A 12,707-nucleotide genomic window follows, 5' to 3' on the forward strand; every position below is an offset into this window, starting at 1 on the left:
CGGCCCGACATGACCATATTGGCCCACAAATGCTCTTCACGCAGGGCGACGCGATCTCCGGGGCTGCCGCTGCAGATTTACGCGTCGAGGTTGTCGGCGTAGTGCCGGAACCCGTGCCGGTCCCGGTGCATGCCCCACAGGGTGTCCGCGAGCACGGCGGGATCCTTGCGCACATGCCCGGGCGTGATGGCCCCGGGAATCACCAGCTGGGCGACATGGATCCCCTCCGGCGCGAGCCGGTCGTGCAGCAGATGCCCGTACGCGCTCTCGGCCGCGAAGGCGATGGACGTCCCGGCCCGCTCCGGGTGCGGCACGGCGGCCGTCCCGCCGTTCACGAACAGGATGGTCCCGCGCCCGAGCGCCCGCATACCCGGCAAGACCTGCTGCACGGCGGCCACCGGCCCGTACACCGAGAACTCGATCGGCCCGAGCAGATCCCGGTGCCGGGTCTCCAGCACGGGCCGCATGAAATCCCGGTGCGGGACGGGGCTGTACTGCAGCACCTCGATGGTCCCGAGCACGCCGGCGGCGTCCTTCAGAGCCGCCACCAGCTGCTCCGGCCGACGCACGTCCGCGGCGAACCCGCGCGCGACGACACCGTCGTCGGCGAGTTCGCCCACGAGAACCTGCAGCCGCTCCCTGTCCCGCGCGACAAGGGCGACGTCGTACCCCTCCCGCCCGAACCGACGAGCGACAGCGGCACCCAGCCCGGGCCCGGCGCCCACGATGGCCATAGTGCTCATGGACAAATCCTTGCCCCTACAGCGGCACACCACCACCCACGGCCGGCCGGCACCCCGGTCTCAGCACAAGCCAGTACCGTCGCCCTCCCGCCGCCCCTGCCGAATCCGCTCCACCTGTACGGCGGTGACGGCCCGCACGGCGAACGCGCCGGCCACGGCGGCCCCGATGACGGCGGCGTCGGAGGCGAGCAGCGGCCACAGCTCCGTGTACGCGCGGCCGATGATCTCATCGGTGGAGTCCTGATGGACGATCCCGACGCCGCCGAGCATGCCGATCAGCCAGAGCCCCCACCACACGTTGACGGAGACGGGCAGCTTCCGCCCCGGCGCGGTGGTCCGGTAGGCGTCGGCGACGATGCCCCGCGGGAACCACAGGTTGACGACGGGCACGAGCCACCCGAGGTAGACCCAGATACCGGCGTACTTCGGCGCCTGCCCCGTGAGCACACGCGCGTTGTCCCGCACCCGCCACAGCCACGAGATGAAGAGCAGCACACACAGGAACGCGGCGCCGCCCCCCAGGCTGGTGACGAAGTGGTACGAGTTCTCCAGCGCGTTGAGCGGCCGGTGCACCCCGCCCCCCTGCTCCGGCGGCCCCGAGGCAGGCTCCCCGGCCACGGCCAGCCGCACCTCCCACACGGCCCGCACGACCCAGGCGAGCCCCGCGAGCAGCAACGCTCCGGCGGTCAGCTGCCCGGACAGCTTGATGGGCCGCAGAGCAAGGGCCCGCGAGGGAGCAGCGGGCTCGACTATCTGTTCGTTCACCGCATCATCCTGACGGACACGGACAGCCACTTGCCAGGGACCTGGCGTCAGGTCCTGACCGTCAGATACAGCCACCCGCCCCACGTGCTGACGTTGCTCTTGTCCGAGGCACTGCGCACATACTCCGTCCGCACCCGGAACCGCTTGTTCACCGCGTTGGTGAGGATCAGGTTCGTCACGGCGGTGCTGTTCGAATCCAGGGAGAAGCAGTCCGATGTCGTCATCGTGTGCCAGGCACTGCTGTAGTACTGCTGGGCCTGGAAGCGTTGGCACTGGCCGGACTTGTTCGGGGTCACCGTGGCTGCCACCTGGGGCTTGGCGGTGTGGTGGTAGACGCGGTAGGTCGTGGTGCCGTACTTCGTGGTGGTGTAGTAGCCGGCCAGCGACTGCGTGATTTTCACGTGGGTGTTGGCCGTGCGGGTCGCCGTCGTCGGTGCGTAGCGGTAGTCGCCCGCGAAGGATGCCGTGAAGGTCGTGTTGCGGGCGAGCTTGTACGTCGCCGACAGGTTGCCCTTGCTGTCCACGGTGCCGGTCTTCAGCAGTGTCTTCTTGCCGCCGGCGGGCTGGGCGTAGAGGGAGACCGTGCGGCCGTTGTACGTCGTGCCCAGGTGGGCGGTGGCGGTGGCCGTCGCGCCGTACGAGTACGTGGACGCGTTGGTGGTGAGGGAGAGGGTCGTCGCGGCGCGGGAGACCTGGACGATCGCGGAGGCCTTCGCCGGCTGGTGGGAGGCGTCTCCCGGGTAGCTCACCGTGTAGGTGTTGGCTCCGCCGATGGACGGCGTGTCCTTGACCGTGATCGTGCCGTCGGTTCCCACGGGCGCCGTCCACTTCGCCGGCGTCGTCGTGTGGGCCGCGTCCGTGCGGGTCACGGTGACCGTCTCGCCGGTGGCGTAGGGGGCGTCGCCCAGCTTGCCGGCGAAGGAGAACGCGGTGGCGCGCGTGGCCGTACCGGGGGCCTTGAGGGTCAGGGCCGGGGTGTACGGGGAGACCTGCACCGAGGCGTCGGAGGTCGTCGGCTGGTGGGCGGCGTCGCCGGCGTAGGACAGGTGGTAGGTGAATCTGCCCGCGCTGTCCGGGGCGTCGGTGACCGTGAACTCGGTCGTGGCCGGGTCCACCGTGGCCGACGGGAGCTGGGTGGTCTGCTGCGTGTCCTCGTTCGTCCTCGACACCTGGACCGTGGTGCCCTGAGGGAGGCTGCCGAGGTTCTGCTGGGTCGAGAGCGAGCCGGTGAAGGCCACCGAGTGCGGGGTCGCCGAGGCGAACTCCGGGAAGGGGATGGAGGTCGACAGGCGTGCCACGTGCACCGTCAGCGAGGCCTTCGCGGAGCGGTGCGTCGCGTCACCGGCGTACGTCACCTCGTACGTGTACGCGCCCTCGTCCGGCCTGGTGTCGCTGAGGGAGAACGAGCCGTCCTTGCCGACCACCGGGGCGTCGGGCAGTTCGGTGCCGTCGCGGGTGACCTTCAGGGTCGCACCGGCGGGGACGAAGCCGTTCGTGCTCAGCGATCCGGTGAGTGTGAACTGCTGGGTGGGGACGGCGTACTGGGACAGGCTCAGGGAGAGTTGGGTGTCCGTCAGCTTCGCTGTGTCCAGCGCGTTGAGGGTGTACGCGCCCGAGGAGTCCTGGGTGACCGCGTACAGGGTCACGCCGTCGGTTCCCCAGGCCAGACCGTCCGGAGCCACTGTCCCGGCGTCGAACGTCACATGGTTCTCGGCGAGGTTGGAGCCTGCGTACAGGTAGACGCCGGCGTTCGAGCCTGCCGTGCTGCCGACGGCGATCGTCCCGTCGGCGTCGACCGCCAGCGAGTTCGGGTTCGAGTTCATGCCGCCGGCGTAGTAGACGGAAGGGCTCGCGAGGTCCAGGTCCGAGGCGCGGTAGGCCTGGAGGGCGGGCTGCTGGGGGGCCGCGAGCAGCACCTTCGCGCCGTCACCGGTGACCTGGAGCCCGCTCGCCGTGCCGCCGTGGACCAAGGTGTCCGCCTTGACCGACGGCGTCCCGGAGGAGACGTCGAACGTGGCCACGTGGCTGAGGTTCTGCTGCGGCTCCTCGGCGGCCAGGACCCCGCCGCCCGTCGTGAGGAGGGGCGCGACCGACCAGTGCGACATGGAGGGCTGAGGGGTCGCCGCAGGGTCGGTGGCGGACGGGTCCACCGAGCCGATCGCGCCCTTCGCGTCGGTCGCGTCGGTCGTGTCCGTGTAGCCGTACCAGACCCTGCCGCCCGCCACCGCCACGGAGACCGGGGCGCTGCCCGTCCCCGTCGACCAGCGGGCGGTCTCGGTGAGGGTCGACGTGTCGATGGCGGCCACCGCGTCGCCGTCCGCCAGGGCCGCGTAGAGCGTGCCGCCGTCGGGGGAGAGCGCCAGACCGGTGGCGCCCTGCTCGTCCGCCAGGGTGGTGACGGGGGTGCCGGACAGGTCGGTCACCACGATGCCGGTCGAGCCGGCGCCCTGGCTGAAGAAGATGTGCCGGTGAGCGGTGTCGACCATCAGGTGGGAGTAGTGCGACAGCGGCAGCGCCGCCGTGCTGTCGGCCCAGGCGGCGGAGCCGGTGAGGCCGACGGTGGCCGTGGTCAGCCCGGCGACGACCGATATCGCGGTCGTGAGGGAGACCTGCTTGAGGCGCATGCTGCTCCTGGGAAGAGGGTGAAAACCAGCCAGCCGGACAATAGCTCCCGTGCATGACACGGCTTGATCCGGAGGGGTCCCTTCCCGTCATGACCTGACAAAAAGCGCCACCGGACAAAAGGTGAGATGGCGAAAGCGACCTGGCGAAAAGCCCGCGCTGGCTCACGCCTCCGAAGCCGACGCCGGAAGCGCGCACCAGCAGTCCTCGCCGACCGCAGGCGGCGCATCGGAGGGCGCCCGGGTGAAGGAGCGGACGTGCGGGGTCTCGGCGGCCGTGCGCCAGACCGGGGCCCAACGGGACGGTGGGGCGTCGAGGATGGGGATGAAGGCCAGGTTGGGCCACGGGTAGAAGTCCGCTATGCCGCCCGACACCGAGGCGACGGCCTGCCCGGTGGCCACGGCGGTGAGCGCCTCCTGCCACGTCCAAACCTCCGGGCCACGGGGGATGGGACGGCCGGAGGGGGTGCGGAAGGGGCCGACAACGACGCGGATTCACGGGGGAAGACGCAGATGAGGAAGATCCTCAACACCGCCCACGTCTACATGATCGTCGGGCTGGTCAGCGGCCTGTACTACCGCGAGCTGACCAAGGCGAAGGACTTCGAGGGCGACACCCAGCTCGCCGTCGTGCACACCCATGTACTGGACCTACAAGTGCTGTTCTTCATCACGGTGGGCAAGCGCCTGCCGGGCACCTCACGGCCGCAGGACGCCGAAGTCACCCGGTCGGAAGCCGCAGCCCCGTCAGCTTCTCCGGGTTCACCTGCAGGCGCAGATTCCTGATGCCGCCCTCGGGCATTCGATGTGACCTGCGCCCCATGCGGCGGATCAGTCGGCGGGACGCCCCGGCCGGTACGTGGCGAGCGCCCAGATCACGAAAATGTCGATGCCGATCATGATGAACGCCCAGATCGGCGCGTACGGCAGATACAGGAACTGGGCGATCAGGCTCAGGGAGGCGAGGACGATGCCGACCACCCGGGCCCACTCGGCGCGCTTGAGGACGCCCGCGCCGGTGATGACGGCCACGACGCCCAGGATGAGGAGGATCCAGCCCCAGCCGGTGAGGTTGATCTTGTAGACGTAGGCGCCGATGCGTGTGTACACATCGTCGGCCGCGATCGCGGAGATGCCCTGGAGGATGGCGAGGACGCCGTTCACCAGGAGCAGCACCCCCGCGAAGACGAGCCCTCCCTCGGCCCAGTCGGCGTTCCGCGTCCGCGCCGGTCCGGTGTGCTGCGTCATGGTCGTGTACCTCCGCCGTCGTCACCCCGAGCCGGATCGTCGTACGTACGACGATCCGGCCCACCCGGCCGGGTGACCACGGAGGGTACTCCGTACGGGTGAGACAGGGGGCGGAGGCGGACGGCTCGGGCCGGCCGCTGCTGCGGCTCAGGCCGTCCGGACTCAGGCCATCCAGAAGAAGACGGCCGTCATCCGCTTCTCCGCCAGCTCCTTGCCGAAGTAACCGGTCGCGCTGTGCACGAGGTTGGCGTTGTAGAGGAGGAGGCGGTTGTACTTGTGGGGGACGCGGACGTCCTCCTCGAAGGCGTTCGGCGCCACGAACCGCGTACCCAGGGCCTCGACGAGGTTGTTGTGCGGGGCCTGGACGACGTTGCCGCCGAGCCGGCCGCCGGGCAGGGACTGGCGGAAGAAGCTGGTGCCGCAGTCCTTGGGCACGTGCGGGTTGAGGTACAGCACGGCCGCGTAACGGCACAGCGCACGCGAGTCGGTGTGCGGGCGCGGCTCGCTCTCGCCCTCGCCGACCACCTGCACGCAGTTGTGGTTGAGGGTGCCGCCGCCGGGCGCCTGCTGCACCCACAGCTCCTTGGCCCCGGTCGACTTCTTCACCAGCCGCTCGATGACGGCGAGTTCACCGGGTTCCAGACCGGGCATCGCGCGCAGTCCGGGCCAGGTCTCCGAGGTGTACGGGTAGCCCTCGACCCAGTCGTCCTTGGCCAGACACCGCTCCCGTACGGCGTCGACGTCCGGCAGGACGTCGTCCAGGACCCAGTAGTCGCGGCCCTTGGTGGGCTTGCGGTAGGGCAGGACGGGAAGCGCGGCGGGCACCCTGGGGGGTGGCTGTGGGGGCATGCGGCGAATCTAGGCCTGCGTTTCCCCTTGCTTCTCCCGAGGAAAGGTCAACGTTTGACCAACTGCGGCCCATGCGAAGGCCGATGGCGCCGGTCAGGACCAGCCGGTCCGAATTCTTTACCCAAACCACCGACACAGATCGCCTCCGCATCCGTACTGCTGTGCGTCCGAACCGCCTGCGGGCGGATCCACGGCCGGGCAGGAGGCACGGTGCGCTTTTCGCGGAACGCGACGGGAACTCTCTTCGTGGGCGGTGCAATGGCCCTGACCCTCGGCGCACTCGCCTACCCGAGCATGCTCGGTCTGAGCAAGGTCTCGAGCACCCCGGACCGTGTCATCGCCAACACCCAGTGGGGCCCGCTCACCGAGGCCGACCGGGACTTCGTGGTGAAGGTGCGGGCCGCCGGTCTGTGGGAGTACCCGGTGGGGCAGATCGGGCTGCAGAAGGGCACCACCAAGGGGGTCATCGAGGCCAGCAAACACCTGGTCGACGGGCACTCCGCGCTGGACACCACCTGCCGCAAGATCGCGCCGATGCTGAACATCACGCTGCCCAACATCGCGAGCCCCCAGCAGGAGGGCTTCGTCAACACGCTGAAGTCGGATAGCGGCAAGAAGTTCGACACCGACTTCGCCAACATCCTGCGGATGACGCACGGCTCGATCTTCAACACGGTGGCGAAGATCCGGTCCACGACCAAGAACTCACTGGTGCGGGCCCTGGCCGACCAGGCCAACGACACCGTGCTCGACCACATCACGGTGATGGAGAAGACCGGTCTGGTCGACTTCGACCAGACCCTCTTCCAGCAGACCACCCCGCCGAAGCTGCCCGACTCCGACCTGACCCCGCCGCCCCCGCCGGCGGGCCAGCCCGAGGTGGTGCTCACCCCGCCGCCGAACGCCACGTCCACACCGGTGGACATCGACGGCCTCACCGCCGGCAACGGCGGCGGGGGGAACGCCGCGCCCAGCCCGAGCCCGACCGTCGGCTAGCCCAGCCAGACCGTGGTGTCCGGCGGAAGGACGCCCGTCTCCGGGAGCGGGGTGCTGGCCAGCAGCACCTCGCCCGGAGGCAGTAGTACGGGCTCAGCGGTGAGGTTGGCGACACAGCGCCAGGTCTCGGTGCGGGCGAAGTCCAGCACCCCGGCCGGGGCGTCGGGCGTCCAGGTCAGCGTCTCGCCCTCCAGCAGCTTGCGGCGCAGCCGGAGCGCGGTGCGGTACAGCTCCAGGGTCGAGCCCTCGGCACCCGCCTGGGCCTCGACGGCGTACGACGCGAAGGACGGCGGCTGCGGCAGCCAGGCGGCCCCGGACCCGAAGCCGTACGACGGTCCGGTCGTCGTCCACGGCAGCGGCACCCGGCACCCGTCGCGGCCCTTGCGGGCATGTCCCGTCTGCTCCCAGATCGGGTCCCGCAGCACCTCGGCGGGCAGGTCGGCGACCTCGGGCAGGCCGAGTTCCTCGCCCTGGTAGACGTACGCCGATCCGGGCAGCGCCAGCATCAGCAGGGTCGCGGCCCGGGCCCGGCGCAGGCCCGCCTGCTGGTCGGGCGCCGGAGCCGTGCCGCCGGACAGCAGCCAGGCGTTCTCGTCGGTGCCGGGCGGGAGCACGAGGCGTGAGGTGTGGCGGACGACGTCGTGGTTGGAGAGCACCCAGGTGGCACTGGCACCGGCGGCACGGGCCGTCGCCAGGGAGCCGGTGATGACCTGACGGAGTTCGTTCGCGTCCCAACCGGCCTGCAGATACTCGAAGTCGAAGGCCTGGCCGAGTTCGTCCGGGCGGGCGTACAGGGCGCGGCGGGCGTCCGGGACCCAGGCCTCGGCGACCGCGGTGCGGGGCGGGCTGTAGGCGTCGAAGATCTTGCGCCAGTCGCGGTAGATCTCGTGGACCTCGTCGCGGTCCCAGTAGGGGTGCGTGCCGGGCTCCACCCGCAGCAGGGCATCCTCGCCCGTGGCGCCCAGGTCGCCCACGTCCCGCAGCGGTTCGGTCAGGTCCTTGGCCAGGCCGTGGGCGACGTCGACGCGGAAACCGTCGACGCCCCGGTCGGACCAGAACCGCAGGGTGGTGCGGAAGTCGGCGCGGACCTCGTCGTTCGCCCAGTTCAGGTCGGGCTGTTCGGGGGCGAACAGGTGCAGGTACCAGTCGCCGTCGGGGACCCGCCGCCAGGCGCTGCCACCGAAGACCGACTGCCAGTCGGTGGGCGGGAGTTCGCCGGCGGCACCACGGCCGCGGCGGAAGACGTAGCGCTCGCGGGCGGCGGATCCGGGTCCGGCCCGCAGCGCCTCCCGGAACCAGGGGTGCTGGTGCGAGGTGTGGTTCGGGACGATGTCGACGACGACCTTCAGGCCGAGCCGGTGGGCCTCGGCGGCCATCGCGTCGAAGTCGTCCAGGGTGCCGAGGCGCGGGTCCACGTCCCGGTGGTCGGCGACGTCGTAGCCGCCGTCGGCGAGTTCGGAGGGGTAGAAGGGGCTGAGCCACAGGGCGTCGACGCCCAGCGTGGCGAGGTGGTCCAGGCGCTCGGTGACGCCCCTGAGGTCACCGAGGCCGTCGCCGTCGGCGTCGGCGAAGCTGCGCGGATAGACCTGGTAGATGACGGCCTGGCGCCACCAGTCGGGATTCCTGGAGGAGAGGTCTGCCATACCCGAACTCTGTCCACCTTGCCCGGAAACGGAACCTCGGGTCGGCCATGTGCCCGGCTGTGTGATCTTCAATACCTGGGCAGGTATGCGGCTTTGCAGCCGAATGGATCGCCGCCTACGGTGGGCGGGCCGTGGTGCTCGGGAAGTCGATGGAAGGTCGACGCGGCCCTCGCCACTGTGATCGGGGAGTTCCCGTTCCGTCCGGCAGCCGCCGGGCCACTGGTCGTACGACCGGGAAGGCAGGAACGGCGGACGCACGACCCGTAAGCCAGGAGACCGGCCACGGCACTCACGAGTTGATCCACGAGGTGCTGGAGCGTGAACCGGATGGCCGGGATGCCCGATGCTGCTGCTTTCCGCTGGCGACGGGAGGACACGATCAGGACGGCGGGGCTGCTGGCGGTCATCGCCGCGCTGCACGTCGTCGCCTTCGGCGTGCTCTTCCTGCTCGTCGCCCCCGAGCACTACCAGGTCGGCCGGGACGTCTTCGGCATCGGCCTCGGCGTCACCGCCTACACCCTCGGCATGCGGCACGCCTTCGACGCCGACCACATCGCCGCCATCGACAACACCACCCGCAAGCTGATGGCCGACGGCAAGCGGCCGGTGTCGGTGGGCTTCTGGTTCGCGCTGGGCCACTCCAGCGTGGTGGTGCTGCTGGCCGCCCTGATCGCCGGCGGCACCCAGCTCGCGGGCAGGGTCATGAACGAGCACTCACGCACCCACCAGGTGCTCGGCTTCCTGGGTACGACGATCTCGGGCACGTTCCTCTACCTCATCGCCGCCCTCAACCTGGTGGCCCTGGCCGGCATCCTGAAGGTCTTCCGGGCCATGCGGGCGGGGACGTACGACGAGAGGGAACTCGAACAGCACCTGGATTCCCGGGGCTTCATGAACCGGCTCCTCGGCCGCCTCACCAAGTCGATCAGCCGCCCCGGCCAGATGTACCCGCTGGGCTTCCTCTTCGGGCTCGGCTTCGACACGGCCACCGAGGTCACGCTGATGGTCATGGCGGGCTCGGGAGCGGCGGCGGGCCTGCCCTGGTACGCGATCCTCTGCCTCCCGCTCCTCTTCGCCGCCGGGATGAGCCTGTTCGACACCCTCGACGGCACGTTCATGAACTTCGCCTACCAGTGGGCGTTCTCGAACCCCGTCCGCAAGGTCTTCTACAACCTCACCATCACCGGCCTGTCCATCGCCGTCGCCTTCTTCATCGGCACGATCGAGCTGGTCGGCGTCCTGCACGACAAGTTCGACCTGACCGACGCCGTCACCGGCTGGATAGCCGGGATCGACCTGGACAGCGTCGGCTACATCATCGTCGGCCTGTTCGTGGTGGTGTGGGCGGCGGCGCTGTCGTACTGGCGGATCGCCAGGGTGGAGGAGCGCTGGTCGAACCCGGCCGGCGCCGCCGCCTCGGACTAGGGCCTGGTGGCGTGGCGGCGCTCCACCGTCTCCAGGTACAGCTTCACGTACCGATCCACGTCCACCTCCAACGCCACGTCCACCAGGGCCTGTTCACGCGCGCCGTGGTGGATCTCGGACTCGCCGTGGCGGGCGCGGCGGTCGACGATCGTCTGGCCGCGGGTCGGGCCGGGAGCCAGGGAGACCTCGACCGGCAGCAGGCGGGTGCCGATGCCGCCCGGGTCCGCGACCGCGCACACCGCGCCCGCGTCACCGAGGCCGCCGGCCGGGTCGTCGCCGTCGGGGTCGGGCGCGGACGGGCGGTGGGCCAGCAGCTCGCCGGCCAGCCGGGTGCCCGGTTCCTTGCTCGCCCGCAGCCGCCGTACGTCCGCGCCCGGTACGACGACCCGGGTGAACACGTCGAGCCCGTACATGGTGACCGGCACCCCGGCGCCGAGCAGGATCGCCGCCGCCTCCGGGTCGTGCCAGACGTTGAACTCGGCGACCGGTGTGGCGTTCCCGGTGGCGACCGCGCCGCCCATGAACACGATCCGCTCGATGTTCCGGGTCACCTCCGGGTGCGTGCGCAGCAGGAGGGCGATGTTGGTGAGCGGTGCGGTCGGGATCAGGGTGACCGGGGTCGGGGAGGCCAGGATCTCGCGGTACAGCAGGGTCACGGCGTCCACGGCGGCGCGGCCGCGTCGGGGGGCGGGCAGGCCGAGGTCGCCCATCCCGTCCACGCCGTGCACATGCCGGGCCGAGCGGGCCGGCTCGATCAGCGGACGCTCGGCGCCCCGCGCCACCGGGATGTCGGGGGCGCCCGCCTGCTCCAGCACGGTCAGGGTGTTGTGGACCACCCCGTCGACATCCGTGTTCCCGGCCACACAGGTCACCGCCCTGAGGTCCAGGCCCGGGTGGCGTACGGCGAACAGCAGGGCCAGGGCGTCGTCGACGCCCGTGTCGCAGTCGATGATCACGGGGATGGGCTGACCGGTCACAGCTGACTCCTTCCGTCGTACCGCCGACACTAGATCAGGACCACAGTGCGGTGCCCCTTGCCGCCACCCGGTCGGCGATGCGCCGCAGCAGATCGGGCACGGGGAGGGCGCCGGGGCGGCGGCCGTCCCTCAGCCGTACGGCCGCGAGGCCCGCCTCGGCCTCCCGGTCGCCGATCACCGCCTGGTACGGGACCAGACGAGCTGCCCGGACGCGGGCGCCGAGGGTGCCCTGCTCGGGGGCGGCCAGCTCGGCACGCAGGCCCAGCGCGGCCGCCTCCCGGACCACCGCGGCCGCCCGCTCCACCTGCGCCTCGGCGACCGGCAGCACGGCCAGCTGCACCGGGGCCAGCCAGGCCGGGAAGGCCCCGCGGTGCGCCTCGACGAGATGGGCCACGGCCCGCTCCACGCTGCCGATGACGCTGCGGTGCACCAGCACCGGCCGGTGCTTCGCGCCGTCGGCGCCGATGTAGTGCAGGTCGAAGCGGGTGGGCTGGTGGAAGTCGATCTGCACGGTGGACAGGGTGGACTCGCGGCCGGCCGGGTCCGCGATCTGTACGTCGATCTTGGGGCCGTAGAAGGCGGCCTCGCCCTCCGCCTCCTCGTACGCCACGCCGGACTCGGCCAGCACCTCCCTCAGCAGCGTGGTGGCCCGGCGCCACAGCTCCGGGTCGGCGACGTACTTGCCGCCCTCGCCGGGCAGCGAGAGGCGGTGGCGTACGGCCTCGATGCCGAGGTCGGCGTAGGCGCGGGCGATCAGCTCCAGCGCCGACCGGGCCTCGTCGACGGCCTGCTCCAGGGTGCAGAAGATATGGGCGTCGTTGAGCTGGATGGCGCGGACGCGGGTCAGGCCGCCGAGGACGCCGGACAGTTCGGCGCGGTACATGGCGCCCAACTCGGCGATGCGCAGCGGTAGTTCGCGGTAGCTGTGGGAGCGGGAGCGGTAGATGAGCGCGTGGTGGGGGCAGAGGCTGGGCCGCAGCACGACCTCCTCGGACTCCTCCGCGCCCAGCCTCATCGGCGGGTACATGTCGTCGCTGTAGTGGTCCCAGTGCCCGGAGATCTCGTACAGCTCGCGCTTGCCGAGCACGGGCGAGTACACGTGCCGGTAGCCGGCGGCGCGTTCCGCCTCCCGGATGTACTCCTCCAGGGTGTGCCGTACGACGGCCCCGTCCGGGAGCCAGTAGGGCAGGCCCGCGCCCATCAGCGGGTCGGTGTCGAACAGGTCGAGTTCACGGCCGAGGCGGCGGTGGTCGGGGAGGCGGTCGTTCACCGGGTCGGTGATCTGGTCGGTCATCTGGTCGGTCATCTGGTCGGTCATCGGGGGCTCCTCGTTGTGGGAGGCGAACACCCCGGTACATGCCGAAACCCCGGGGCGTTGGCCCCGGGGCTTCGGACTGGGTCAGGTGTCAGCGCGCCGGGACGGTCTCCGGCGTCGTCGTG

Annotated in this window: 12 protein-coding genes and 1 riboswitch; of the genes, 3 read left to right on the plus strand and 9 right to left on the minus strand. The window is 70.9% G+C overall.

Annotated features, from left to right (window positions below; all coding sequences use genetic code 11):
* Positions 1-77: 77 nt before the first annotated feature.
* The 4 genes from CRP49_RS12355 to CRP49_RS12370 form a co-directional block, all read right to left on the minus strand.
* Positions 78-743, minus strand: coding sequence for an SDR family NAD(P)-dependent oxidoreductase (locus CRP49_RS12355; protein WP_097253414.1), 666 nt, complete (start codon positions 741-743; stop codon positions 78-80).
* A 60-nt stretch (positions 744-803) separates the two neighbouring features.
* The gene (locus tag CRP49_RS12360) at positions 804-1,508 is read right to left on the minus strand and encodes a DUF4328 domain-containing protein (RefSeq protein WP_097253415.1); all 705 of its coding nucleotides are present in this window, start codon (positions 1,506-1,508) and stop codon (positions 804-806) included.
* A 47-nt stretch (positions 1,509-1,555) separates the two neighbouring features.
* On the minus strand, positions 1,556-4,132 hold the full coding sequence (locus tag CRP49_RS12365) for a hypothetical protein (protein ID WP_097253416.1): 2,577 nt from the start codon (positions 4,130-4,132) through the stop codon (positions 1,556-1,558).
* Between the two features lie 162 nt (positions 4,133-4,294).
* On the minus strand, positions 4,295-4,531 hold the full coding sequence (locus CRP49_RS12370) for a hypothetical protein (protein WP_097253417.1): 237 nt from the start codon (positions 4,529-4,531) through the stop codon (positions 4,295-4,297).
* 111 nt (positions 4,532-4,642) lie between these two features.
* Here CRP49_RS12370 and CRP49_RS12375 point away from each other — a divergent pair, with 111 nt between their 5' ends.
* A complete protein-coding gene (locus CRP49_RS12375) occupies positions 4,643-4,915 on the plus strand; it encodes a DUF2871 family protein (protein WP_097253418.1) in 273 nt (90 codons plus the stop codon).
* Positions 4,916-4,960: 45 nt separating this feature from the next.
* Here CRP49_RS12375 and CRP49_RS12380 read toward each other — a convergent pair whose 3' ends face one another.
* Positions 4,961-5,377 carry a hypothetical protein gene (locus CRP49_RS12380; protein WP_097253419.1) on the minus strand — a complete coding sequence of 139 codons (417 nt, stop codon included), beginning with the start codon at positions 5,375-5,377 and terminating at the stop codon, positions 4,961-4,963.
* Between the two features lie 162 nt (positions 5,378-5,539).
* Positions 5,540-6,226 carry a DUF6445 family protein gene (locus CRP49_RS12385; protein ID WP_097253420.1) on the minus strand — a complete coding sequence of 229 codons (687 nt, stop codon included), beginning with the start codon at positions 6,224-6,226 and terminating at the stop codon, positions 5,540-5,542.
* Between the two features lie 246 nt (positions 6,227-6,472).
* Here CRP49_RS12385 and CRP49_RS12390 point away from each other — a divergent pair, with 246 nt between their 5' ends.
* Complete coding sequence (locus CRP49_RS12390; protein WP_097253421.1) at positions 6,473-7,222, plus strand: DUF4142 domain-containing protein; 750 nt, start codon at positions 6,473-6,475, stop codon at positions 7,220-7,222.
* On the opposite strand, the gene CRP49_RS12395 is transcribed toward CRP49_RS12390, so the two are convergent.
* The gene (locus tag CRP49_RS12395; RefSeq protein ID WP_097253422.1) at positions 7,219-8,865 is read right to left on the minus strand and encodes a glycoside hydrolase family 13 protein; all 1,647 of its coding nucleotides are present in this window, start codon (positions 8,863-8,865) and stop codon (positions 7,219-7,221) included. The two genes, CRP49_RS12390 and CRP49_RS12395, sit on opposite strands and share 4 nt — an antisense overlap.
* Positions 8,866-8,980: 115 nt before the next feature.
* Positions 8,981-9,165, plus strand: a riboswitch (cobalamin riboswitch).
* 27 nt (positions 9,166-9,192) lie between these two features.
* Between CRP49_RS12395 and CRP49_RS12400 the strand changes: the two genes are divergently transcribed.
* Positions 9,193-10,290, plus strand: coding sequence for a HoxN/HupN/NixA family nickel/cobalt transporter (locus CRP49_RS12400; RefSeq protein ID WP_101374084.1), 1,098 nt, complete (start codon positions 9,193-9,195; stop codon positions 10,288-10,290).
* Here the strand turns inward: CRP49_RS12400 and CRP49_RS12405 are convergent.
* Both CRP49_RS12405 and thrS read right to left on the minus strand, forming a co-directional pair.
* Entirely contained in the window at positions 10,287-11,267 is a 981-nt protein-coding gene (locus tag CRP49_RS12405; protein WP_097253423.1) for a nucleoside hydrolase, read from the minus strand. The genes CRP49_RS12400 and CRP49_RS12405 overlap by 4 nt on opposite strands.
* Before the next feature lie 34 nt (positions 11,268-11,301).
* Positions 11,302-12,561, minus strand: coding sequence for a threonine--tRNA ligase (gene thrS, locus CRP49_RS12410; RefSeq protein WP_373560390.1), 1,260 nt, complete (start codon positions 12,559-12,561; stop codon positions 11,302-11,304).
* Positions 12,562-12,707 lie beyond the last annotated feature (146 nt).

Origin of the sequence: Streptomyces sp. Ag109_G2-15, assembly GCF_900215565.1 — a bacterium.
Taxonomy (GTDB): domain Bacteria; phylum Actinomycetota; class Actinomycetes; order Streptomycetales; family Streptomycetaceae; genus Streptomyces; species Streptomyces diastatochromogenes.